The organism is Hoeflea sp. AS60 (genome assembly GCF_038900115.1).
GTDB lineage: Bacteria > Pseudomonadota > Alphaproteobacteria > Rhizobiales > Rhizobiaceae > Hoeflea.
The window spans coordinates 864,014-889,767 of record NZ_JBBMQP010000002.1; the positions used below are offsets into that span (position 1 = coordinate 864,014).

Annotated in this window: 17 protein-coding genes and 1 tRNA gene; 9 read left to right on the forward strand and 9 right to left on the reverse strand. The window is 58.1% G+C overall.

The window, feature by feature from the left end:
• Nucleotides 1-5: 5 nt before the first annotated feature.
• Complete coding sequence (locus tag WNZ14_RS14440; RefSeq protein ID WP_342869343.1) at nucleotides 6-2,186, reverse strand: hypothetical protein; 2,181 nt, start codon at nucleotides 2,184-2,186, stop codon at nucleotides 6-8.
• A 395-nt stretch (nucleotides 2,187-2,581) separates the two neighbouring features.
• Between WNZ14_RS14440 and WNZ14_RS14445 the strand changes: the two genes are divergently transcribed.
• From WNZ14_RS14445 to WNZ14_RS14470, 6 genes are all read left to right on the forward strand, one after another.
• Entirely contained in the window at nucleotides 2,582-3,034 is a 453-nt protein-coding gene (locus WNZ14_RS14445) for a DUF2924 domain-containing protein (protein WP_342869344.1), read from the forward strand.
• A complete protein-coding gene (locus tag WNZ14_RS14450) occupies nucleotides 3,031-4,338 on the forward strand; it encodes a recombinase family protein (protein ID WP_342869345.1) in 1,308 nt (435 codons plus the stop codon). The genes WNZ14_RS14445 and WNZ14_RS14450 overlap by 4 nt, the downstream gene beginning before the upstream one ends.
• Complete coding sequence (locus WNZ14_RS14455) at nucleotides 4,335-4,718, forward strand: hypothetical protein (RefSeq protein ID WP_342869346.1); 384 nt, start codon at nucleotides 4,335-4,337, stop codon at nucleotides 4,716-4,718. The genes WNZ14_RS14450 and WNZ14_RS14455 overlap by 4 nt, the downstream gene beginning before the upstream one ends.
• A 317-nt stretch (nucleotides 4,719-5,035) precedes the next feature.
• Nucleotides 5,036-6,883, forward strand: a complete 1,848-nt coding sequence (locus WNZ14_RS14460) for a hypothetical protein (RefSeq protein WP_342869347.1) — start codon at nucleotides 5,036-5,038, stop codon at nucleotides 6,881-6,883.
• Nucleotides 6,852-8,195, forward strand: a complete 1,344-nt coding sequence (locus tag WNZ14_RS14465) for a hypothetical protein (RefSeq protein WP_342869348.1) — start codon at nucleotides 6,852-6,854, stop codon at nucleotides 8,193-8,195. Before WNZ14_RS14460 ends, WNZ14_RS14465 begins: the two co-directional genes overlap by 32 nt.
• A gap of 12 nt (nucleotides 8,196-8,207) precedes the next feature.
• Nucleotides 8,208-13,328, forward strand: a complete 5,121-nt coding sequence (locus tag WNZ14_RS14470) for an FtsK/SpoIIIE domain-containing protein (protein WP_342869349.1) — start codon at nucleotides 8,208-8,210, stop codon at nucleotides 13,326-13,328.
• Nucleotides 13,329-13,526: 198 nt separating this feature from the next.
• Here the strand turns inward: WNZ14_RS14470 and WNZ14_RS14475 are convergent, their stop codons facing one another.
• Entirely contained in the window at nucleotides 13,527-14,708 is a 1,182-nt protein-coding gene (locus WNZ14_RS14475; protein WP_342869350.1) for a restriction endonuclease, read from the reverse strand.
• Between the two features lie 152 nt (nucleotides 14,709-14,860).
• On the opposite strand from WNZ14_RS14475, the gene WNZ14_RS14480 reads away from it, so the two are divergent.
• From WNZ14_RS14480 to WNZ14_RS14490, 3 genes are read left to right on the forward strand one after another with little or no spacing between them, the layout of a single operon-like run.
• Nucleotides 14,861-15,046, forward strand: coding sequence for a hypothetical protein (locus WNZ14_RS14480; protein ID WP_342869351.1), 186 nt, complete (start codon nucleotides 14,861-14,863; stop codon nucleotides 15,044-15,046).
• Between the two features lie 5 nt (nucleotides 15,047-15,051).
• Nucleotides 15,052-16,554 carry a DNA cytosine methyltransferase gene (locus WNZ14_RS14485; RefSeq protein ID WP_342869352.1) on the forward strand — a complete coding sequence of 501 codons (1,503 nt, stop codon included), beginning with the start codon at nucleotides 15,052-15,054 and terminating at the stop codon, nucleotides 16,552-16,554.
• A gap of 7 nt (nucleotides 16,555-16,561) precedes the next feature.
• The gene (locus WNZ14_RS14490; protein WP_342869353.1) at nucleotides 16,562-17,038 is read left to right on the forward strand and encodes a very short patch repair endonuclease; all 477 of its coding nucleotides are present in this window, start codon (nucleotides 16,562-16,564) and stop codon (nucleotides 17,036-17,038) included.
• A 283-nt stretch (nucleotides 17,039-17,321) separates the two neighbouring features.
• On the opposite strand, the gene WNZ14_RS14495 is transcribed toward WNZ14_RS14490, so the two are convergent.
• From WNZ14_RS14495 to WNZ14_RS14525, 7 genes are all read right to left on the reverse strand, one after another.
• Nucleotides 17,322-17,411 (reverse strand) — tRNA-Ser (locus WNZ14_RS14495).
• Nucleotides 17,412-17,529: 118 nt separating this feature from the next.
• Entirely contained in the window at nucleotides 17,530-19,179 is a 1,650-nt protein-coding gene (locus WNZ14_RS14500; protein ID WP_342869354.1) for a zinc-binding dehydrogenase, read from the reverse strand.
• 46 nt (nucleotides 19,180-19,225) lie between these two features.
• Nucleotides 19,226-19,666 (reverse strand): SRPBCC family protein, encoded by a 441-nt coding sequence (locus tag WNZ14_RS14505; RefSeq protein WP_342869355.1) that lies wholly within the window; start codon nucleotides 19,664-19,666, stop codon nucleotides 19,226-19,228.
• Nucleotides 19,667-19,675: 9 nt separating this feature from the next.
• A complete protein-coding gene (locus WNZ14_RS14510) occupies nucleotides 19,676-21,865 on the reverse strand; it encodes a flotillin domain-containing protein (protein WP_342869356.1) in 2,190 nt (729 codons plus the stop codon).
• A gap of 54 nt (nucleotides 21,866-21,919) precedes the next feature.
• Nucleotides 21,920-22,750 (reverse strand): phosphoenolpyruvate hydrolase family protein, encoded by an 831-nt coding sequence (locus tag WNZ14_RS14515; RefSeq protein ID WP_342869357.1) that lies wholly within the window; start codon nucleotides 22,748-22,750, stop codon nucleotides 21,920-21,922.
• Nucleotides 22,750-24,969 (reverse strand): ABC transporter permease, encoded by a 2,220-nt coding sequence (locus WNZ14_RS14520; protein ID WP_342869358.1) that lies wholly within the window; start codon nucleotides 24,967-24,969, stop codon nucleotides 22,750-22,752. Before WNZ14_RS14520 ends, WNZ14_RS14515 begins: the two co-directional genes overlap by 1 nt.
• Nucleotides 24,962-25,747, reverse strand: coding sequence for an ABC transporter ATP-binding protein (locus WNZ14_RS14525; protein ID WP_342869359.1), 786 nt, complete (start codon nucleotides 25,745-25,747; stop codon nucleotides 24,962-24,964). The genes WNZ14_RS14520 and WNZ14_RS14525 overlap by 8 nt, the downstream gene beginning before the upstream one ends.
• Between the last annotated feature and the right edge of the window lie 7 nt (nucleotides 25,748-25,754).

Here is a 25,754-nt window from a genome sequence, read left to right on the forward strand (position 1 = left end):
GGAGATCAAGCGGAGATGGGTTCGGCGCAAAGCGCCCAATAGGCACGCCGCGGCGAATACAGGTACCGGTCGTTAACCTCGGCCCATTCATCGCCAAATAACTGAGGCAACTGGGAAAAACCGGCATACTCCTTCAAGATCGCGAGCTTCACGCCCGGCTCGCGGTCGCGATGGGCCATGTAGAGACGCTCGAAGAGCTTCACTTTTTTCGGCCCCGTGACGATCCGGGGATCCTGACCGGGGACAGTGATCTGAGCCGCGTCATCGCCCTGCTTTCGGAAGTGCACCGCGGTGCCGCGCGCGGCCGGATCAATTGCTGCTTCGTATGCCGAGCGCACGGCCTCTGGATCAATCAGGCCGGTCTCAGCGTCGATATGATCCTTCAGGCTCAGGACCACGTGAGAGCCGATGTAGGGGAAGCGGACCTCCTGCGGCACGAAGACGATGCCCCGGATGCGATTGCTTTCGCCGCGGATCAATCGGTCCGCTGTTTCGAGCAGCTTGTCATCGGACAGAGCACGCGCGAGATAGATGGGAACGCTGGCCAGCCTGATTTGCGCTATCCCTAGCTGGTGAACGTGGTTTGCCAGCTCACGTACACGACCCTTCAAGCCCGTAGTCTTGAGCACATCTCGAAGGGCGTCACGCAGGTAGTCGAACCTGATGTCGTACTTGCTGACATCTTCGACCGGGATCCGCGGCCCGGATCCTCCTTCGACGAGGGTCAACGTGGCCTCGTCGCTTGTCCTGTCGCGCTCGACGTCATGGACGACATCGCCGAGTTCATCGTCCTCGAACAGAATGACGTCTGACCACCCCTTTCGAGTGAGGAACCCAGCGCCGGTCAACTCATCAACTGCGATGTCATGTTCGTCCAGCGTTTGACCGGACACCTTTTCATTGACGAAATCGTAGAGCGCCAACAATTGTGGAAGCTTTTCCTTGCGTTGAGGTATGGACAGATCGCCGACTCGCTCCAGCACGCCCCAGGCCTCTAGAAGATTATATCCCAGTTCCCGCTTGCCTGGATCCCGCTCGCTCTGGATGTTGGACTTGTTGCGTCCGAAGACATCAAACTGCAGCGTGCCTTTACGTCCGCGCCCATCCACATGGTCAATGTGGAAACGGACTTTGGTCACATAGCCACCCCCTGATTGCGGAATGATCGCGCCGAACACGCTACGTGCAATCGCATCGATATCGTCCTCCGGCGCAACGCTGAGACTGACCTTCCGCGACCAGTCGCCCAGCGCGACCTGGACTTCCGTGATGTTTGCGCGTCGCACACGGTGCGCCTCTTCGTCGGGAATCGACAGCCTAAGTGAATTGCGGAAGCGCGAGAGGTTGTAGGTCTTCTGGGTCAGAGGCTTGTTCGAAATGTCATGTTTCAGCGTGTCTGCCGCAAATATGTTCGCGACCAACTTGCGCTCTGTCACGTCGCGGGAACAAACCTCAATTCGTCGGCGATCCTGTGAATAGACAAGCAGCAATTCGTCTGGCGGTCGAAAATAGAAGATTTCCGTCGATTTGTCCGGGCGGACCGTCTTCTGGCTCGCATAGGCACCGAAGAAGGTCACTGCGACAAGGACATCCCGGCTCTCGCCGTTTTCCGCAGGTAGGTCGACCGCCTCAACCTTGCAACCATCCTCATGCTGCAGCCGAGATGCTATTTCGGCAGCAAGAGTTTCATTATCGACGGCTTTGGCATCCAGGGAGATCGACGCGTCGACTGACCAGGCCTCGTAGAGTTTACCGTGCTCGCGATACACCCGCACCTGCATGGCACGCTCTGCCGCTTCGAAGAGGGATGCCGCTTTCAGGTAGGTCCACAAACTCCTTCCGACCTCCGCCGCAACTTGCGAACTCAGTGCGGCTCTTGCGCCGTAACGGGGGTCTTCACCAAGCCGTCTGAGCATTGCCTCAGGCATCTTATCCGTCATGGCCATGACGCGACGGGCCTCGACCTCAATTAGGTTAGTTCGATCCGCGCGAAGTTTTTTGAGCGCTTCCGCCATCGCATCGCGTCGTGTTTGCGCCTCTCCGTCGTCAGGAACCACAGACATAGCTTCCGACAAGAATACCGAGAATTGGGGGTGCGAAAGAAATTCGCCCAAAAGTTCAATCGGCGACTCAACAAATAAGCGCGAAAGTTCAGGCGCGCCACGAAACAAAGACCTTGCCAACATGGACCTCCTACTTGGCGTCTGCACAACGATCTGGCGATTAATCATCTGACGATTCAACCGAACAAAACAAGCCCACAGCACAACTAGAAGCGAAAAATCCGCCATCGAAGATCTGTTTTGTGGCGTGCTGTCCCGGTTTGGCAGGCCGACTGGCTTTTTGCTGGTGTAGCCCCTTTCTGTCGGACCCCAAATCGTATGAAACGACCCAACCCATTCCCGCCAGACCAGATGACACCTGCAGAACGCCGCGCCGAGTTGTGCGGGCTGCTGGCCCTCGGGCTGGTACGCTTGCGGATGCGGGAACGGGGCGAAGTCTCTGACCAGAATGGAGAAAATTGCCTACACTATCCGGCCGACCAATGCCGTCATGCAACTCCAACTCACCGGAGAAATGCATGACCAAACCCGATCCGATCCCCGCGCGACTGGCCGCGCTGAAGACCACGCCGACACCAGACCTGAAGAAGCAGTGGCGCGAATTGTTCGAGACCCAGCCACCGCCGTTCAATCGCCGCTATCTGGAAAGTCGGCTGGCCTACCGCATCCAGGAACTGGCCTATGGCGGGCTGAAACCGCAAACGGTGAAGCGGCTGGAAGCCCTCGGCGAACAGCTGGAAGGCGGCGACCGCAAGAAAAGCCGGATCCGCGCCGATCTGAAACCCATCGTGGGCACGCGCCTGATCCGTGAATGGCAAGGCGTCGAACAGATTGTCACCGTCACCGCAGACGGCTTCGAATGGCAGGGTCGGCCTTACCAGTCGCTATCGGCTATCGCCCGCGCCATCACCGGTACACGCTGGAACGGCTGGGTGTTCTTCGGGCTGAAAAACCACCGGAGATCAGCATGACTAAACCAATCGTCCGAAAGCTGCGCTGCGCCGTCTATACCCGGAAATCCTCCGAGGAAGGGCTCGAGCAGGAGTTCAACTCGCTGCACGCCCAGAGAGAGGCGTGCGAGGCCTACATTGCAAGTCAGCGGTCCGAGGGCTGGGTGCTGGTCCGCGATCAATATGACGACGGTGGCATCTCCGGCGGGACGCTGGAACGTCCCGGCCTGAAACGGCTGCTGGCCGACGTCGAGGATGGCTTGGTCGACGTGGTCGTGGTTTACAAGATCGACCGCTTGTCGCGGTCGCTGATGGATTTCTCGAAGCTGGTCGAGGTCTTCGACCGGAACGGCGTCACCTTCGTTTCCGTCACGCAGTCCTTCAACACGACCACCTCTATGGGACGGCTGACGCTGAACATCCTGCTCAGCTTCGCCCAGTTCGAGCGCGAGGTGACCGGCGAGAGGATCCGCGACAAGATTGCCGCCTCGCGCCGCAAGGGCATGTGGATGGGCGGCTGCCCGCCGTTGGGCTATGAGGTGAAGGACCGCAAGCTGGTGGAAAATCCCGGTGATGCCGCGCACGTCCGATGGGTCTTCGACCGTTTCATCGAGATCGGCTCGGGCACCGAACTGGCGCGTGAACTTGCGGCGCGCGGCGTAACCACCAGCCGCGGCCACCGGATCGACAAGAAGTTCATCTACCGGATGCTGAACAACCGCGTCTACATCGGCGAGGCCGTGCACAAGGGGACCAGCTATCCCGGCGAGCATGCGGCGATCATCGACCGCGATACATGGGACAAGGTTCACGCTATCCTGACAGAAAGCCCGCGTAAGCGCGCCGCACGCACCCGCGCTGACACGCCCGCGCTGCTGAAAGGGCTGCTGTATGGCCCCGACGGCGCGGCCTTTTCGCCCACCCACACCCGCAAGGGCGGACGGCTCTACCGCTACTACGTCAGCCAGACCGTGCTGAAGCATGGAGCCGGCTCCTGTCCGATCGGCCGCGTTCCCGCAGGGGAGATCGAGGCCGCAGTTATTAACCAGCTCCGAGCCGTGTTCCGCCAACCCGAGATCGTGGCGGGCACGTGGAAGGCGGCACGGCCGCAGGACGACGAGACCACCGAGGCCGACGCGTGCGCGGCCCTGCAACAGTTGGACCCGCTGTGGGGCGAACTCTTCCCCGCTGAACAGGCCCGGATCGTGGCCCTGCTGGTCGAGCGGATCGACATTGGCATCGATGGCCTCGATGTTCGCCTCCGCATGGACGGTTTAATTGGGCTCGCTCGCGAAATGATGGCCGACCTCGGAGCGGCAGCATGAGTAGCCCGAAGGCAATCCCCGAAATCGTGACTGTGCACGTCCCATTTCGCCTCGTGAAGCGCGGCGGACGCAAGGAGATGCAGCTGCCGGAAGGGGCATCCAGCCAACGCAAGATGGACAACACGTTGGTCAAGGCGCTTGCTCGTGCCTTTCGGTGGAAGCGGATTCTGGAATCGGGCGAGTTCGCGACCATCGCCGAACTCGCTGAGCGCGAGGGTATCGCGCCGTCCTACATGACGCGCGTTTTCCGGCTCACGCTGCTCGCGCCGGACATCGTGGAAGCGATCCTGGATGGTAGGCAAGGGCTGGAGGTGACATTAGTGCGCCTTCTGGCGCCTTTTCCAGTGGAGTGGCACGAACAGTCAAGGACGTTCGAGTGATAGGTGTGAACGGCAAGAAACAATTGCCTCCGGCGCTTTGGCCTCCGTATAGAAGCGGCGTCTTTCTCGGAGCGCCTTAGGACAGAACACTGGCGTCCGCCGGGACATCTCGAAGGCATGCGCGACACGATGCTTGCGCACGTTTCGCCGGAGCAGGACGGTCTCGCCCGTACACCGCAGTGTTCGATGTTGCCTGCCGAATAAACTTATTGTTGTTTTCATAGGGTTTGCAATTGCTTATCATGCCGATAAGCTCTCGCAACAAGCACCCTGTTTCTTGCATGCAAAGAGACCTGTCGACGTATCGGAGCGGCGGATTGCCAGAGAACAAAAACCCTCACGTATACCGACTGGTACGGTTCCTACCGTTCGACCCCTCTCACGACCAAATTTATGAAGAATACCAAGTCACCAGCGACTCACTCAACCTCGAAACGGTGGCATTCAGATATGTCCTCGATGCGGCAGATTCCGGTGCCCGGGTAATCGTTCTGACAGGCGATGCAGGTCACGGGAAGACGCATCTCTGTCGCAGAGTAATCGAAAGCTTCCTTGGATATGGCGAGGAGGAAGCGAGAAGGTTGATCAACGAAGCATGCGACGGTAGGCAGATCCTCCATCCAAAGGATGGCTCCACTACCGCCGGCGCTCTGCGAATTTTCAAGGATTTCTCAGAGTTCGCCCCGGAGATCGCGGCCGAGTTGGTTGAGGACTCAAACACTGACGAAGCGGTTACCATTATCTGCGCGAACGAGGGACGCCTTCGTGCCGTCCTTTCCTCCAGTAGAGCGAGACAGTATTGTGCCGAGCTTCTGAAGAGTTTTGAGTCGTCTTTCGATGATGGAAAGGCCAGCCGTGATGGCCGCATCCATATTGTGAACCTCAATCATCAGTCAACCGCTGCCGGGTCCGATGGTCAGTCCCTCGGTGACCGGGCACTTCGTGACTGGACGTCGGGTACGAGGTGGAGGAGCTGCGCCGATTGCGACGCTCGCGAGGCCTGCCCAATAAATCGCAACAGAGAATTGCTTTCCGAACGCGCCGAAGAGGCGGCCATAACGAGAAAGGCAAAGCTACGCCTTCTGTTAGCGACGCTTGAGCGAATTGGATATGTAATAACCATCCGTGATATGCTGATGGCATTTGCCTATATTCTAACGGGCGGGCTGAAGTGCGAGGACGTCCACCGGATGCGGCGCCGCCGTAAGAAAGGCTGGCAGCAGGCCTACGCATTCTATAACCTCGCCTTTGTGGCTCCGGATACGCTCTCGAAAGAGCAGCTCAAGCGCCTGCCCCTAATGCAGCAACTTCCGAAGCTTGATCCGGGAAGGCGAGCTATCCGAGAGATTGACGAGCGCATTGTCAATCAGCAGGAGATCTTCTCTCACGGCCAGCTGGACCTGCAGTTTCCCGCGCCTGCAACATCGGATGAGGAACTGATTGATGCTGCGGATGGAATTGACGAGATAATCGGAGACCCTCGCAACAAGAAGCAGCGGGCGATTGAAGCTGATAATGTCACGCGTGTAGTTAGAGCGCTCAGGCGCCGTGCTTACGTCGATGGCATCGGCAACGATGCGCTGGATATGGCTCACCTCGGTTTCCCATATGGTGCTGACTTTCTCGGGATTGTTCACGACCAATTGGATGTTCCCGCCCGAACTCTTCTGAAGAAGAGGGTGATTGCCGGCCTGCACCATATCCAAGGCCTTCAATTCTCTGAGCAGACGCCGACACTCCACCTCGTCGATCCTGCCTTCGGAAGGTCCATGTCGGGTACCGCAATACTTGCCGCTCGGATCAAGTCGGCGAACGTCGATCTGCTATGGCTTTCCAAGAAATGGGGGAAGAGTGAAGAGGTCCGCCATCATGTAAAGGAGAGTGTCGACTGGATCGACCGTCATGTGGTCTTGAGGATCGTTGATCAGCGGGATGAACCCCATGATCTCCTGCTTGATCTCATGACTTTCGATTGCATCCTGAGAGCGGCAGCGGGTCATGTGCCGACGAAATTTTACGAGCACGACATTCGACGCGTCGCAAGATTTCTCGGCCGCATTGCACAGTCCACCAAGGCAACGTCCGACCAGATAAATTTGATCAAAGACGGTCGTTCCCAGACCATCTCAATTGATGGCAGCACCATTCAAGTCGGTGCAGCTTGAAGCAGCGATTGGCTTGAACATGCAGGATGACACGACAGAAAAAGTCCGGAAAGGCCCTGAGGTTTCACGGGAGTTGTTTGGGGGTGTCCTGGATTTTGATGCAGCAGGACACTACCCAGGTCTCGAATTATTAAATTTCGTCTATTGCGGTGCAGGCGAAGATCCTCTTCCCGCCGGAGATACCGTCAAGATCACGCGCCGATCTCACGATTTCGGCAGACGCCTCGTTTGGGATAGTAGCTTCAAGGATGACCCCAGACGGCACAATGTTCTTCTCGATGACGCCGCCGCAGAAGAGACCTTGCGGGAACTTCTTCGCTGCCTTCAGCTGGATATTCCCAGCGGTGCCAAGGAACCGAAATGGTCGAGGGCGCATTTCTTCCCGTACACGCAGTCCCTTATTCACTGGGACGCAAGGGAGCGATACGGAAGCATTCGCGTCGAGCGACTCTACCTTCGCGGCGGCGGGGCTCTAGCGTTCAAGATCCTCAGGTCTGATCCAGACACAATGCGACTTGAGTGCATTCGAGAAGGTTTCAAACTCCTTTACTCGGCGACGGTCGAGAGCCCGCTGGAAATCTTGGCCGGGTTCATCAACGAACAGAGCAAAACAGACGAACAACCTGTCGTGGACGATATCGAAAAAGCCACCCAGGCCAATCTCGATGATTTTGAGAACGTGTACCGCGATGGAATTCTCAATATTCTTCAACAGGGGGATGCGACCTCTGTGGCAAAGATACGGGCGGTGATGGGGTGGACGGCGCTCTGGCTTGTTTTGATGCAGAACAGACGGGCCAGACACAGCCTCGGTATGGCAGAGAGCCCGATCATTTGCGACTGCGGTGCGGGCAGCCCCCAGTTGAGGCGAGCATCACAGCGCTGTCTACAACAGGTTCTCGGCAACATAGTCGGCGCGGTCGTCCATGCTGAGCCGGGAATCGCGTCCGCGCAACGCAACAAGATCCGCAGCTTCTTCTGGGCCACGGCTGCGGCAAATGGCTTCCTAAACGCTTGGCGGGGGCGAAAGCACTTTACGTTTTCCGTGGACGCCCTCGAAATGATTGTACTGGCAACCATTCCGGCAGTTCACGGGATGCCATTCGAGCGATTCGTAACGGAAGTTCTTTATGATCGTCTCGGTCTCGCAGTTGGACGCGGTGCCGCCGAGGCATCGGGCCTGGTGAACTCAATAGATGCGAGCATCTTCGAGGAGAATGAGGCGCAGCTGGCACTTCAGATGATCGCCGCTGGACTGGTGACCCAGTATTCCGACGCTACGCGAATGGTAAGCCGCAGGACGGCTTCATAATTAGGACCTGAAATGAGCGGAATTGAAAAGATCATTGCCAGCACGGCATTCGAAATTGTTGCTCGCAGCTTCTCCGCCGGTGACGGTTCAGATCGCAACTCATTCCGATTAAAAAATCTCATCAGAAGTGAGGCGTTGGAGTTCCTGCGTGTCTGGCAACTCCGGAGCGCCGAGCGTGGTCTCGAGCGTGTCAGACTTCTGGTGGCTAGCGACTCGCATGAGGAGTTCCCTAAGGAGTTCAGAGCGGATCCTGACCATTCAATCACGTTTTACCGGAACAACAATGACCATGGCCTTGTTTACATCGAGACAAAGGTGGAGAGCGATGAGCAGGGTCTGAAGAATATCTTCACCCTGCGAGACGTGAACTTTCTAGACGGCACGTTCGACGAAGAAGGGGAGTTCTCGGTCCCCGAAGAAATAGTAAGAAAGGCGCTCGGGTTCGCAGGATCTTCCAACCCTAAAGGTAATGAGCTTTTGCGGGATCGGCTTGTGGAAGTGCTGCGAGAACTCGATGCCGCGGGTATTATTGTCCCGGTCAGGAAGTTTGCGGGATTCGTACTTGCCGCTGCAGAGGAAGTGGTTTCAGGCTCCGGAGTCTATTCCCCCGAAGAAACGAACGCGCTGGTCGGCCGACGCCTTGTGCATCTGGACATGTTCCCGGACGAACACTGGCGCCAGAATGCCGGACGCCTAGCTCGCCGCCTTTCTTTCAACCTGCTGAGGTCTGAACTCGCCGCTTCGCCCTCGTCAGACCTCGACCCGGAAAAAACCGCGCAAGATTGCTTTCGAACAAAGTTCGTGAACGAGGAGGGCAAGCAATATGAGCCCGACACACAGGTCCGCTGGCGGAAGGAATGCTCTGAATACTGCCGTGATCCTTCCCGTGAGAGGCGGGAGCGAATACCATATAGGATCTTCGAACAGGTCTTCAGTAAGGATGTGAAAGGCCTGCCCCTCGGCCAGCGTGTTGCGGAGGAAATCATCGACAGCGACGCCTCGAGAAAGCCAGAGTTTGGCGAACTCGCGGTGGAGGGCGGGTTGAACGACCGATCTGCGGACGACGCCCGCAAGTTCCTGGAGAGCGAGCCCGCTGATGCTAATGCTCTACCATTGAAGGACCTTCTGTCGAAGCAAACGCTTCGAATGGTAGAAAAGCTGGCCTCGCCAGTTGTTGAAAGAATCCAGAACCCCCTGATCAAGCTGTCTCAGGTAGCCGTTGATTTACGGGCGCGCAATGACCTTGAAGAGGGAGAATTCCGGATCGAGCTGCGGGCAGGCGCCGGAACGACCAATCAGCACACGCCCACACTTGGCCTCTTTGCATTCCTCTACGGAAGATCATTGGTTGAAATTTCTAGTTCGCTTGAGGATGGCATTGGCTCGATCTCCCTCGAAATTGATGAGCGGTTGACCAAACAGACCCCTGTTCCTCCCCTCAAGGAGGAAATCGATCCGGAGGCGGAGACTTCCGAGACTGTTTCATCAGAGGAAGATGAGGGAACGGCATGGCTGCCTGTTCCTCTCGAGTTCGTCCTGGTGAACGCTAAGGATGACACCGAGCTTGACAGCGAAATCGCCGTTGAGTGGCTACCTGAAGATCTGCCGTATCTCGCTTTGTTCTGGATATCCGTCTGTGGCGAGGACAGGGGCGATGTGACCGCAGAACTTCACGCTCCCTCAAACCGGAGTGGTGAAGCATGGATTACGGAAGTGGCGCATCGCCTTCTTCCCTTCGAAAACGGAAGGGCAAAACCGATCCCGGATGAGCTACTGAATCATCCCATTATCAAACAGCTGGTGGAAATCCGCTCTATGTTCAGAGCTGAGGTGGATAAAGAGGGCCTTTCTTCGGGGCTTTTGAATGACGTGTTCGATGAATGGTCCGCACTTCTTGCTGATGCCCGCAAAACCTTTGTACCGGACGGAGACATCCCGGAAGGCATGATTCAGTTCCTGAACGCTGATTGCGTACAGGGTTTTGACGGCGACCGAGTGCTCATGCTGCAGTCGCACCCGCTGAAACTCAGATGGATTGCGGCCTACCTTTCGAAGTCATCCCAGCTTGCTGCCGATGCGATCGAAGGCACTCTGAAGCTCAACGAACACAATGAGAGCCTGTACTTGAACTGGATCCAGGGGCTTTCGCCACATCAACAACCGTCGATACACACAGCCGCAGAGGGGCATCTTCTCTTCGCCGACGGTGAGCGAGGCTGGACCGAGAATTTTCAGAGGGCTGCCTCTTCCGGCGGAACGGCTTCGGGAGACAGAATCCACGCGAGCCTCGTTTCTGAAATTGTCCGCCAGATCACAGCATATCTCCATGCTCATCCCTACAAGGCTGACGGCCTCAGAACTCTCGTCGTGACTGGCGGCGCGAGCGCACTTCCAGCAGACATAGTTCAGGGTGTTCGAAAAGCGGAATTTAAGAACGTCGCGATGACGATCGAGCTTGTCGCGCCGAAGGACTGCTGGGACGAGGCTGCACGCCAGTTCGAACTGGTTGATACGGAAAACCGACTTGCAGGTGAAGGCGCGCTTTTCCCACCCGCGCAGCTCAATCTCCACGATCTTGACGAGGTAAGGGAAGATGCCGATTCAGCGCTGGGGAGCCTTGTCTGCGATCTCGCAATTGTCCCCCAGTTTCTGGACAACAATATCAGCACGGATGCCAAGACAGAGGACGAGACCGCGTCGCATGGGAAGTTTGACCCGCTTCTCGACGATCCGACCTATATCGCGTCGGGGGCAGGAGCCTCAGCTCTCTGGGTATCGCTCAGACCGAAGATGCCCGACACCGCCCTTTCAGACTGGTCGACCCTCGCTGTCCGCCACGAACGAAGAAATCCCGTCGCTGCAGACCGCCCGGAGGCGACGGACTTCATCGACATCCGGATAAACTTCCACAATACAGCGCGTTTCTTCGGTGCGCTCCATAGACGTTCGCATTGGGTCATCACAGTAGAACGACACATCACGAGAGAGCAAATCGAAAGACTTGAAACACGTCCGGAGGTTCTTTCCCTTCGGGACGGCGTTGGCCCAGGTGGCTTATTCACCCTCATCGTGTCCTCGAATGCCGGGAAGCAATTCGTCATCGACCGTCTGACCCGAAAGTTGAAGCGAATTGCCTCGTCAGTTGGTCGACAGGAATTGGGGGCACAGCAGGCGCAGCGGCTTGCACGGAAGATATATGATGAAGCGCGCCAGATCTCACCGAGACTGACACTGGACGCGCTAGGAATATCCCGGGTCACTGAGGAAATTCTCGGGTTGAGCATAGCCAGACAGGTCGCTGACCGCATGATGTCTGTCTCCATCAAGGATGGTTTTACCGCCTGGATTTCTCTGGACGAACATCCGGAGTGGTTCGCTTCGGTACATTCGATGCGTGCCGACATGATAAGGCTGTCGGTGAACTTGGGAGAAGACGGTCTCTCGGTGGACATTCTCATCCTCGAAAGCAAGTTGAGACGCTCGGGCTACGACGCACACGGAGCGGAGCAAGTTCGTAAGACCCTCCAAATGTTCAATTCTGTTTTTCCTCAGGGGAGTGACCAGGACCCGATGGATGGGGCTCTCTGGAGAGACAACATTCTCTCCGCAGTGGATACCGTGAGCGAGGACGCTGTCTTCAGCCCGCATGAACCAAGTTCAAGTCAAAAGCCGCGACGCTCCAGAGTCGCTGAAGAAATAAGAAGTCGATTCCGTAAGGGCGACTTTGCCTCCGTGAACCTCGCCGGCCTCTATTCCATCTGCGAATATTCGCACCGAAGAGAAATGACGATGGAAGCATACGACGCCGACCCCCGAGTCCAGATTGCGCTGACCGGTGGTAGCGCGCTGCTAGATCGATCTGCCGACCCTATGGTTCTGGTGCCGTCGAGCAAACCAGATCAGAGTAAATTTATGGGCAACCCAGAAAAAACGCCAACGATCCGGCACACGAATGAGGGCGAGGAGGAGGCTACCGATGTCATAACGTCTCCCGGGCCTACGCCTGAAGATGATACTGCCGATATAGAGGGCACCAAAGGCCAACCCGTGTCACTCGCGACGAAAAATGATACCCGCGGTCATCTCGGAAAGACCGAGCTCAATCGTCGGTATCAGATCATACTGGATACATTCGGTCAGTACGGCATCGGAGTTAACAAGACCGACCCAAACGTTGAGCACGTCGTGGAGGGACCGGCGTCAATTCTCTTCAGAGTGCGCCCTGGAAAAGGTGTGGACCCACGGAAACTTTCTGAAAAGCGCGACGCACTGAAAATCGCTTTGGAGCTGGAGGCTTCGCAAGACATGCGGTTCGACATCGACAAGGGGTATGTGACCATAGACGTACCCAAGTTGGATGAAGACCGCTACTTCATCGACGCTTCGGATCTTTGGTCCCGCTGGGAACGCCCGGAGTTTGGTCTGAAGGTTCCCTTGGGAGAGGATCGCTTCGGCAATGTCGTAGACATCGACTTCACCTCATCCAACTCACCCCATCTCCTGATTGGCGGAACCACCGGGAGCGGGAAGTCAGAAGCCCTCAACACGATCCTTGCAGGTTTTACGGAACACTATTCCCCCGAAGAGGTGCGGCTTCAGCTGATAGATCCGAAGGGAACCGAACTCGAGCATCTCTCGGATTCTGAACATCTCGATGGAGAGATCGGCTGGGACGAAGAGGACGCGATCAGGATCCTTGCTCGTGCCGTCGACGAGATGCAAGCCCGCTACGCAAAATTTAAATCCTCAAGAGTCAGGTCGCTCGGAGACTACAACGCCCAAGCTTCAGAAGAGGAGCGCATTCCGAGGTGGGTTATCGTTCTCGACGAGTATGCGGACCTGACATCAGAACCAGACGCAAAGAAGACAATCGAGGGACATTTGAAACGCCTCGCGCAGAAAGCTCGCGCTGCGGGAATTCATGTGATAATCGCGACTCAAAAGCCCGATGCATCTGTTATAAGCACAAACCTCAGGTCAAACCTTCCGGCACAGCTCGCTCTACGAGTTAAGAGCGCAACCGAGAGCCGGGTCATCATGGATGACCCGGGCGCGGAATCATTGACCGGTAAAGGAGACGCATTCTTCAAGGAGAGCGGTGTATTGATCCGCGTTCAATGCGCGAAAACCTGACTAGCGGTAAGCGATCACGCCGATAGCTTTTCCAAAGCCAAGGAAACAGCGTTTATCGCAGCAATTCGGGTGGGGTTCATCGGACGCTCTATATGCACATCAGGCGCAAGCGCATGGCAGAACACGTAATGGCTCTCTTGGAGGCACTCCCGGCAAACAAAAACCTCTACCGCAACGGAATTGCCATGTTAAGCGCCGCTACCCGTCCAATGGATAATTGCTTTTGAGCCATGCGAGCACGGAAACCGGATCGCTGTATCCGTGATCCTTCAGCAGCACTACGATGTCGGCTGCTGCGATCACGATGATCGGATGCTGATCCTCCTTGATCTCCTGATAGGCCTGCCGGTCCACGTAGCTGGTTGTAACGAGGATGCCGAACTGCCTGTGCCGCAGCCTTGAGATCAGACGAGACATCGGTCGTACCCCCACGCTGTTGGTCAAAGCATAGCATTTTGCTTCAAGCGCAAATTCTACTAATATGGCAGATGCCCCTGTTCCTATCCGAAGTTGTCCGATTGCATCCCGGCCCCCATCGCGGGATGGCCGCGTCACATCCATGCTTGCGATATCGGACATCATCAACCGGACCAGCCCTGCCGCGCAGTGCTCGAAGCCATACGGGTCCTTAGCAAAATACTTATGGATGCATCGGATTACAGCGTTACCTTCCGGGCTGGTCGGCAGCTGTTCATCCTTCGTTCTGTATTCGAGGGATCTGGTAGCCTGTAGCGGGCGGTGGTTGCCATTCTCAACCCAATCCCGCCAAGCCTCCGGCGCGTTCGGGCAAAGGGGTCTCCCTTCGATGATGTCGTTGATCCAGGTCCGGCTGATGATAGGTGCGTTGAGTACGGTGAACCGTGCTCGATAGTTTTGGAACCGGGCGCCTTCTGTGATCTTCCATATGGCGACCAAATCCTCCGACGAACTCAGGCTGATCGACCCAGGGACCGCCAGCCCCCGAAACCGAAAGTCCCGCCATTCGCCTGTGCTGGTGAAGATAAAGATCGGCGGAACCTTCCGCCGTCCATCCGGACCCGAGTGCGTATCGTTGAAAATCCGCCGCAGGAGCTCATTCCCGTTTCGAGGCGTCTCATGCAGCGGGCGTCCGGGCCGTTTGTTGTCCCCGTAATATGTAAAAATACCGGTTTCGGGATCGAGCAGATCCGGCCAGTCCGGGTCCTTAAGGGAGGAAGTCAGCGCAACAAGCTCCAACGACTCGAGGTTCCCGCGATACCGGAAACCTCCGCTGTTGCTTACGCTGATGAGGCGCGGCAGGGGTTCATCGCCCGCATTGCCCCGGCGGCCACTCTGGTAGATTGCATCGACATGAAGGTCGGCTTGCTCGAGTCTAGAAAAGGGGATGATCTCGTCGGCCACGCCTTACCTCTCTGAAATTCAAGATGCTCTTCCCTATCGAGCTAATGGATACCCGACACATCCTCGCGACATAGCTCTGCACAAAAGTGCGCACACGTGTTGAGTTATGCACATTCTGGATGATACTACTCCGTAAACGGAGGCAAGGGCAAATGAGTGATCCCAGGCGAATCCAGGTGCTGATGCCGCAGGAGGAAGCTGATCGCTTTGAGGCCTACTGCCGCGAGAAAGGATTTAAGAAGTCACCTCTAATTGTCCGGCTAGTCCGGGAGCATATGGATCAGGTAGGCTATCAGGTTCAGCGCGGTTTATTTGATACTGATGATCAGGGACGGTGACGGTTTTGGCCCACGCGCTCATTAACCAGAAAATATTAAGATTGAACTCCGGCGCGCCTCCCCGGGTGCTGGATCTCTTTTCGGGCTGCGGTGGTCTGTCTCTGGGGTTCTCAAGGGCTGGATTTACGATCGCGTCGTCAGTCGAGAACGACCCGGTCGCTGCTGCTTCCCACGCGCGGAACTTTCACGCCGGGGATCGAGGCCACGCAGAACCGCTGGACATCACGCGGGTGAAGCCCAGGCAACTGGTCCGCAAACTCGGTCTGGGCCGAGTTGCGGATACGATTGATGTGATCATCGGTGGACCACCCTGCCAAGCCTTTGCACGTGTCGGTCGGTCGAAGTTGCGCGAGATTGATGACCATCCAGAAGCCTTCCGGCACGACCCCCGAGCAAAACTCTTTAGCCCCTATCTCGACTATGTCCGCGCTTTCAAGCCGCTAGCAATCCTGATGGAAAATGTTCCCGACGTCATGAATTTCGGGGGACACAATGTTCCGCAGGAGGTCTGTGAGATCCTCGAGGACCGCGGCTATTTGTGCGCCTACACCCTGCTCAATTCGGCTTTCTATGGTGTACCACAGATGCGGGAGCGGATGTTTCTGATCGCCTATCACCGTGAGATTGCCAGTAGCATTTTATTTCCGGAGCCGACGCATTGGATAGATTTGCCATCGGGCTACACAGGATCTCGGAACGTGGCCCTGAAGCTGATCTCCGCCGGCCACGAGACGGACAGTTCATGCAACTACGTGGATCCTCCCGGTGCTACAGGGCCGCTCCCACCTGCTGTCACAGCTCACGAGGCCATAGGGGATCTGCCCGAACTTCAGGCCCGTAAGCTGCTAAAGGAGGGTAGTCTGAAGCGCGGAGCTCGCCGCCTGGATCAACTGACGGCTTATGATCCTGCACGACCGGTCTCGAACTATGCGCGAGAGATGAAAACGTGGCCGGGATTCGAAGGTGGCGCGGGGATCTACGATCACGTCATCCGGTTTTTGCCGCGGGATTACGAAATCTTTGCTCGTATGAGCCCGGGTGACCAGTACCCGGAGGCCTATGAACACGCGTTCGCGCTGTTCCGGAGCAAATTGGAGGAGGTTACAAGAATGGGTCAGAACATCATTCCCGGATCTTCCGAATATGATGAGCTCCGCAGGAGCATAGTCCCCCCATATGATCACACGAAGTTCCCCAACAAATGGAGGAAGATGTGGCGGGACATGCCCGCGCGAACAATTATGGCCCATCTTGGCAAGGACAGTTACAGCCACATTCATTACGACAGCGAGCAAGCGCGAACGATCTCAGTACGCGAAGCCGCAAGGCTGCAATCCTTTCCGGACGGCTTTATTTTTGAAGGGGCGATGAACCAGGCCTTTAGGCAGATTGGCAATGCTGTCCCGCCGCTGGTGGCCTTTGCTCTAGCGAAAACAATTATGAATACGCTTAAAGAAGCAGGTTCGCGGACCCAAAAAGACACTGCGCCCCTAGCGGAAACCGGATGATTGTGTGATGGCAGATGTGCTCACGCCAGAGCAGCGTCGGTACAACATGCAGCGCGTGCGGGGACGTGACACAAATCCGGAAATGATGCTCCGGCGCGGGTTACATGCAATGGGTTTCCGCTACCGACTCCATGCGAAGGTGCTACCCGGCCGGCCGGATCTGGTCTTCCCCAGACATCGTGCGGTGATATTCGTTCACGGCTGTTTCTGGCATCGCCATGACGGCTGCCGGTACGCCACGACCCCGGCGACGCGGGCCGCATTCTGGCAAACCAAGTTCGCAGCCAACGTCGTGCGGGACAGCGCGGTGCACGATCAGATGCTTCAGGCTGGCTGGCGCGTGGCGACGGTCTGGGAGTGTGCGCTCAGAAAATCCCAACAGGTTGAAATGGCAGCCAATATCCTAGCTGTATGGCTCCGCAGTAGTGCTGCAGAGATCGAAATCGGGGAAACAGATGTGATCGCCAAAGGAGACGCAGGATGATGTGTTTCAAGCCGGCAGGGAGTTCGATGCGTGTCGCAATAGGACCCGAACGAGACCCCCATCCAATTCAGATTTCTAGCACGGAAAATACTTTAAAAACCAGCAACTTCCAAGCTATTTACCAAACCGGCGTAGTCAACAGGTCGGGAGAATACGGCCCCGGGGAGAACGCTCCCGGGCCTCTTGGCGCGGAGGCCGGTTAACAGCCCATCCCGCATAACCCTCGAAAACAACGGTAAAATCCGGCCGCAGCCGGATCGGGAGAACTTTTCTCTGGGGCAAGTGGCGGAGGGGGTGGGATTCGAACCCACGGTACGGTCTCCCGCACGCCGGTTTTCAAGACCGGTGCCTTAAACCGCTCGGCCACCCCTCCAAGATATTGATATGGTGCTGCATTCCGGTTGTTGCCAACGCGCGGTTTGATGCGTTTGCGACCGGTGTGCTACCGAATATCTTTCGATCGCGCTTCTACAGCTTTCTGCGAGGCTCCGTCAACGGCTATTGAAACTCGCATCGGTATTTTCCCGGGGGGAGCGGATACGCGAGGCTGTTGAGCCTTTCTGATGTTTCAGCACAATCGAACCGGTGGTCCTGCTGTTTTCTAGATCGTCATGGGCTCGGGCTGCATCGGCCAAGGGGTATGCCGCAGGCGCATCGATCTTAAGGTAGCCGCGCTCAAGCGCATCAAACAGCCGCGCACTCTGCATCTGCATCTCGGCGCGAGTGCCGGTGTAGTGGCCGTAATTGGGCCGCGACAGGGTGACGGATTTAGACGCCAGACCGCCGATATCCTTCTCGCCGATCGGTCCTGAGGCCTGTCCGAAGCTCACCAGATGGCCGCGAATGGCAAGGGCAGCCAGCGACCCGTCGAATGAGTCACGGCCAATGGCGTCATAGATCACGTCAGCGCCTTTGCCGTGAGTGATGTCCATCACTGCGTCGACGAATTCAGCACCACGCCCGATAATGACATCATGCGCGCCGAGCTGACGCGCACGCTGCGCCTTGTCGTGGTTTGAAACAGTGGCAATGACATGCGCACCGATGGCGCGGGCCCATTGCACAGCCAGCGAGCCGACGCCACCGGCAGCCGCATGGATGACGAGATGCTGACCAGGCTGCACCGAATGCACGTCATGCAGCAAGAACCCGGCGGAGACTCCCTTGAGCAGGCCAGCGGCTGCGATCTCGTCGGAAAACCAGTCCGGAATCGGGACAACAAGTTCGGCGTCCATGGTTCGGCATGCGGCATAGGCGCCGACGGGTCCGCAGGCATAGGCAACCCGGTCGCCGGGGGAAAGATGGGCAACACCGGGCCCGACGGACTCCACGGTTCCCGCAGCCTCCATTCCCGGCACACCGGGCGGCTTGAGCAGGTCAAAATAGCCGGTCCGGCAATAGACGTCGATAAAATTGACGCCGACGAAGGACTGGCGGATGCGAACCTCGCCCGGCCCCGGGGCAGCGACTTCCACCTGCCGGAATTGCAGAACCTCGGGTCCGCCGTGACTGTCCATCACGATGGCGTTGGCAGTCAATGTTGATCCCGCGCCCGAGACCGGAGTAGCGCCATAGACCTGCAGGCGGACACTTCGGTTCTCCGGTGCAACCTGTAGCGGGCTTCGGGTTTGCTTCGGCGGCTCTGGTCTCGCGAGCGGCTCCGTTTGAAATGACGGAGCAGGGGTTCGCGGTGCCGGGGCGCGCAGATGGGCCTCCAGCGCCCGCATGCCGGTCAGGTAGATGCCGCTCGCCACCAGATCGGAAAGCATTGCCTGCTGGTCTTTCGGGGTGGTGAAGGTGGAGTCCCACTGCCAGAATGTCTGACCGGTTTCAGTCACAGGGCGAAGCTTGATCCTGGCGACGTAGCCATAAAGCGGCAAAGGCGCTTCCAGCAGGCAATATGTCAGTTCGTGATCGCGATCATTGAGCCGCAGCAATTGCTCGCGCAGGCGGCCACCATCGGTGAGCGAGAACGACCGGACCGCGCCGACCATGTCGGCCGGATGCCCGTCCTCGATGCGGCTTTCGGCAATCGCCGGATGCCATTGATCATGGCTGTTGAAGTCGCGCAGCAGGCGCCAGACCTCGTCTATCGGTGCATCAATGACTGCGGATTGGACAACGCGGACCATTGCGCTCATACGCCTCGCGCACCTGAAACCGGCTCAATGAAGTTGGCGGGCAGGGTCACCGCCCACCCGCCTTCAATTTCAGAGCATCGAACGCAGCCTTGAACACGTTGACGCCAATCTGCTGGGTCAATTCGCGTTCTCTCTCCGCGGGGCAGTCGAAATCCGCCTGCCATTCCGCAAACGTGGTGTTGGTGTCGGTGACCGGGGTCAGCGACAGTTTGGCGATGTAGTTCTCGACCGCCATCGGGCTTTCAAGGATCGAATAGGTGCAGCTCATCTCGTAATCGGAGAGGCCCAGAAGCTGCTCGCGAATGCGACCGCCGTCCTTGAGGACGAAGTTGCGGATGCAGCCGACCTTGTCCGACGGCAGGTTCTGTTCGATCCGGCTGTCAGCGACAAACGGGGTCCAGCGCGGCAGCGCGTTGAAATCGCGCACCCATCCCCAGACCGTCGAGGCCGGTGCCGGGATCATGGCGGAAACATAGACTGTGGTCATGATCCTGCCTCAGCGATCCCGGTCATCGTCATCGGACGGCTTGTCCAGCTTCTTGCCTTCGGCTTTCTGAACCAGCGAAGTCATGTCCTTGGCGTCGCGCAGCACGTCGGTCATGCGTCCCATGGATCCGCCTTCGATGCCGATCTCCTTCATCAGATTGTCAATCATCGGCGCCTGCACACGGTAGCGCAGGGCAGAATCGATGACCTCGTCGGTGACATTCTTGCGGCCACCTTCACCGCCACCATGCATACCGTCGACATGAAGGATCTTGATGCCTTCGATCTTCTCCATCGGCTTGACGCTTTCACGGACGATGCCCTCGATCTTGTCGAGCAGCTTCTCGCGGATGCGGGCCTGGCGGGCAGGTTCGGAGAGCACGTTTTCGGAATCGTTGAGTGCACGTCTTCCCGCGGCATCCACCTGATAGCGCTCGGCTGCCGCCAGAGCGGAAATCTTCTCGGCTTCCGCATTAGCGACCGCGGCGATCTTGTGCGCTTCGGCCAGGCTCTTGGCGGCCTTCATCTCCGCATCGGCTTTTGCGGTCACGCGCAAGGCCTGTGTCTCCGTCTCGCGCTGGGTGGCGATAAGGTCGGTCAGCTTGCGACGCTCGGCAATTTCGGTTTCCCGCGCCGTCAGTGTCTGTTCCTCAGCCTGGATCGCCTTGGCGCGAACCGCGGAAGCTGCGGCGAGGGCGGAAGAGCGCTCCTGCGACTTCTTGGCCAGTTCGATTGCCTTATCCATTTCGGCCATTTCCACAAAGCGGTCGCGATTGACACGAGCGGTGCGGATTTCACGTTCATTGAGGATGGTGGCTTCCGCCACAGCGCGATCGGTGGCGAGACGCGCCCGCTCGATTTCCTCGCCCATGGCGATTTCAGCCTCTTCGAATGCCTGGCGTTTGGCGATCTGCAATTCGTCGAGGCGGCGCTCGCGTTCTATGCGGACAGCATCAAGCGCACGCTCCTGGGCAATGCGCTCGGCTTCGTTGAGCTGCGACTGAACGATATCGTTGCGCTTTTTCTCCGCTTCCGCGGTGGCCAGTTCGACTGCCTTGGCAGCGACCGCAATCTGGCGCTCGAGCGCATAGATCTCGACCGATTTCTCGCGTGCGATTTCCAGCTCGCGCTGCTCGAGATCCCGCTTGATCCGGGCCTTCTCAAGTTCCAGTTCGAGCGCAATTTCCTCGCGCTCGGTCTTCTCGCGGGTTTTCATCTCGGCTTCATCGATGGTCCGCCGACGCGCGATCTCGCGGCGCTGGGTGTCTTCTTCGGACTTGATGCGCTCATCGGTGATCGAGCGTTCCTGGGCGAGGCGTGATTTTTCGATCGCTTCGCGTGACGCCAGCTGCGCCTGCTCGGACTCCTGATCGCGGAGCGCGCGCTCACGAACGAGTTCGGTGCGCTGGGCTGCGCGGCGGACTTCGAGTTCGCGTTCCTGCTCAAGCCGCGCATATTCCTGATCGCGGTCAATGTCGTAGACCTGCTTCTGCGCGACGAGGTTCTGGGTGCGGATTTCGACCAGCGTGCGCTGTTCGATCTCGTTGCGCATCTTGCGCCGCGCCTCGATGGATTCCGTGATCTGGGTGAGACCATCGGCATCGAAGGCGTTGGAGGGATCGAAATACTCAAGCCCGGTCTGGTCGAGATCGACAACTGCGACAGATTCGAGATCAAGGCCGTTGTGGGCAAGCGATTCAGCCGCCAGATCCCGCACCGCAGTGGCAAATTCGCCGCGCTGCTCGTGCATATCTTCCAGCGCCATCCGCGCAGCCACAGTGCGCATGGAGGATGCGAACTTGCCTTCGAGCAGCGTGCGCAGGCCATCTTCCTGCATTGTACGGCGGCCAAGTGTCTGGGCGGCGGACGCAACGGCGTCGCGGGAAGAGCCTACACGGACGAAGAATTCAGCGGATATGTCGACGCGCATCCGGTTCTTGGTGATCAGCGCGTGATCGTTCTCGCGCTTCACCTCGATGCGGATGACATTCATGTTCACCGGAGTGATCTCGTGGAGCACCGGGATCACGAAAGCGCCGCCGTTGACGACCACCTTTTCACCCAGGAAACCGGTCCGCACAAAGGCAATTTCCTTGGTGGACCGGCGATAGAGCCAGCGCAGTATGTAGACCGCGATGACAACTGCGATTGCAAAGCCGATGAGCCAAAGCAATGCTGTTCCAAGCATTTCGCCAGACATATTCCATTCCTCCCAGTATTCAGGTCTTCTTTCTTGGCGCCCCAGGCATATTGCCTAGAAGGTGACCGCCTTGAATTTGCGTGTCTGTTCCGTCAGCGCCTGCTCCGTCGGCAGTCGCTCCATCGATGATGCGCCATAAAATCCGTGGCAATTGCTGGTGCGGTTGAGCACGAAGCTTGCGTCTTCGGGTGAGGACACCGGGCCGCCATGAACCAGCACCATCACATCCTTGTTGACCTTCAATGCCGCTTCCGCCCAGGCATCGACCATGGCCGGGCAATCCTCGAGCTTCAGCGATGTCTCCGCGCCGATGGAACCGCCGGTGGTCAGGCCTAGATGGCAGACAATGATGTCCGCACCGGCCTTGGCCATGGCAGTGGCGTTGTCCTCGCAGAAGACATAGGGCGTGGTCAGCATGTCGAGCTGATGGGCGGCTACGATCATGTCAACTTCCAGCCCATAGGACATCCCGGTCTCTTCGAGATTGGCGCGGAAGGTGCCATCAATCAGGCCGACCGTCGGGAAATTCTGTACCCCGGCGAACCCCAGATCCTTGAGGTCTCCCAGGAACTTGTCGAAGATACAGAACGGGTCTGTGCCGTTGACGCCTGCCAGAACCGGCGTGTTCTTGACCACGGGAAGGATTTCGTGCGCCATTTCCATGACCACGTCATTGGCATTGCCATAGGCCATCAGGCCCGACAGCGAGCCGCGTCCGGCCATGCGGTAACGACCTGAATTGTAGATGACGATAAGATCAATACCGCCCTGTTCCTCGCATTTGGCTGACAGACCGGTTCCCGCACCACCGCCGATGATCGGAACGCGGTCGCGCTTCATCTGCTGCAACCGGTCGATAATTACCTTGCGCTCAAATCTTACCACTACGCAGTTCTCCTAAGCGGGTTCGAGATTGATCTGAATGCGTTTGCCACAGCGGTGGAAAACGCTTCGTCATTGATGTTTGCGTTGACGCGGACGATCTTGCGCCGCGCGGTTCGACGTACGGTGGCTTCCAGCGCATCAAAAAGCGCCTTGTCGGCGGCCGGATCGTGAAACGGGCCGCTAGGCTTGTCGAGAGTGGAGACGCCACCCTCAGGGATGAGAAAGATTGCAGGACCTTCCATCAGGTTCATCCGCTCGCCGATCCATTCACCGATTGCGCGGTTCTCCTGCGCAGTTGTGCGCATCAACGTGACGGCCGGATTGTGGATGACAAAATTGCGCCCGTTGAAGCGCTCTGGCACGGTCGCTCGCGCACCAAAATTGCACATGTCCAGCGCACCGGCGGAGCCAACCCAGGGAAGGCCGGTTTCAATGGCTGCGCCAAAGCGGTTCTCGTCCGCGGGGAACACACCACCAACTATCATGTCAGCTATTTCGGTGGTGGTAATGTCGACAAAGCCGGCCAGCATGCCGGAATGGCCAAGCGCCTCCATTGCGCGGCCGCCGGTGCCGGTGGCATGGAAAACCAGGCAGTCATAATCCGGCTCCAGGACTTTCTGCACAGCCTGAACACAGGTGGTGGTGACGCCGAACATGGTCATGCCGATCGCAGCCCGGGCGGCAGCGCGTTTGGCCATCATCTCGGCCCCGCTCGGCAGCCGCGCGATCATGCCCGCGAGTGCATGGGCTGCATTGGCGAGCACACGCTCGGTGATCTGGTTGAGGCCCTGAACATCAGCAACGGAATGAAACATGTTGATGTCGGTCGAGCCCACGAAGGGGGCCGTATCGCCAGAGGCAACTGTCGAGACCATGATCTTGGGAATACCGACGGGCAGGGCGCGCATGCCGGCGGTCGCCAGCGAAGTGCCGCCGGAACCGCCAGCGGAAATGACCCCGCCGATGCCGGTTTCGCGGGAGATCCAGCGCGCGAAAGCTTCCGCCATTGCGGTTACGGATTGTCCGCGATCATTGCTGAACACCGCGCTGGTGCCACCCGGATGCATTGACGCCACCTGCATCGGCGTCACATCGCAGCGCGATGGTTTGCCGGAGGTCGACAGGTCAACGGTCTTGACCGGAATGCCAACCGATTTCAGACAATCTCGGATGAATCGCAGCTCCTCTCCCTTGGTATCGAAGGTTCCGGCGATCAGCGCCGTCTTGCCGATCCGCTCCGAAAAAGACAGCGTAAAGACCTTGTCCAGGGCTTTTTCCGGCTGATTTTCCCGAAAGGCAGTGTCGCGAAGGCTGGTTGCAGGCAGGTTCCAGCGGTTGGGAAGCGCGTCCATTGTGCGGTAATTGCCGCTGGTAATGGACTGCGGGTCCTGCTGCGCTCCGCCGCGCTCGACCGAATAGACCTGGGCCAGCAGTTCGCTCGCGGCAGGCCCGGCATCGGGTTCCTCCAGAGCGATGTCGTCATTGTGGCGGCCGACGCCGAGAAGGCGCTGTTGCAGATCGCGATCGGCGGCCAGAACGGAGGATTCCATGACCCTGTTGATGCAGCCATTGACCATGATCGCCACAGTATCGGACACGGCAGTCGCCACGCCGATATTCTGTTCAATCACCAGGATCGCCATGTCGCCCTCGCGACCGAGCATGGACAGCATCTCAGCCACCTGATCGACGATAACCGGCGCAAGTCCTTCGGTCGGCTCGTCCATCACCAGAAGTTTGGGATTGGCCAGAAGCGCACGCGAGATGGCAAGCATCTGCTGCTCGCCGCCCGAAAGCTGCGAGCCGCCATTACCGCGCCGTTCAGCAAGCCGCGGGAATGTCTGGTAGACCCGGTCGATGGTCCAGGCTGCCTCTTGATCGGTCGAAGCCACCAGCCGCAGATGTTCGTCAACCGACAGGCTCGGCCACACCCGGCGTCCCTGCGGTACATAGGCAATACCCGCCGCATGGATCTTGTGCGGTTCCAGCCTGGAGACCTCGCGGCCATAGACGCGGATAGAACCGGACCGGGCCTGCTTGAGGCCGGTAATGGTGTTGCACAGCGTCGTCTTGCCCATTCCATTGCGGCCGACAACGCTCATCACACCTGTTTCAAGCCTGAGAGACACGCCCTGAACCACGTGCGCTTCGCCGTAATAGACGTGAAGATCGTCAATTGTCAGTGCAGCTTTTGCAGATCCGGTCTTGTGCTCAGCCATGACCGCCTCCGAGATAGATTTCCTGCACCATCGGATCGTTTTCGATCTCTTCGGGAGTACCTTCCTTGAAAAGCTTGCCGTTGTGCATCATCGAGACATATTCGGACACGCGCAGCGCCACATCGAGGTCATGCTCGATGATGATGTAGCCGATATATTTGGGCAAGGCGTTGAGAATGGCGACGAGGTCGCGGCGTTCGGTCGGCGACAATCCGGCGGCAGGCTCGTCAAACAGGATGAAGCGCGGCGCACCGGCCAGCGCCAGCGCGATTTCCAGCTGGCGCTGCTGGCCGTGGGAGAGAGTGCCCACCAGCCTGTCGCGGTCATCATCGAGATGAACCGCATGCATGATGGATTCGGCCTGGGCCATGTTGGTGTCGGACGGGGAGGGACGCAGCAGCGAAAAGCGCCGGCGCGAAACCCCGCGGCAAGCCAGGTAGATGGAATCGAGAACCGACAGGTTGGTGAACAATTGCGAGATCTGGTAGGTGCGGCGCAGACCACGGCGAATGCGCTCGTGCGGCGCCAGTTCGGTGATGTCCTCGCCAAAGAACCGGATACGTCCGGCAGTGGGGAAAAAATCGCCGGTCACGGCGTTGAACAGCGTGGTCTTGCCCGCGCCGTTGGAGCCGAGGACCGCGCGCCGCTCACCGGGCGCGATCCTCATGTTGATGCCGGTCAGGGCGACCAGTGCGCCAAAATGACGAGCCACGCCTTCAAGCTCCAGCGCGTGGGCGCCGGTTCCCTGCAAACGTGATGCTGCAACATTGTGTTCCACTGGTCTG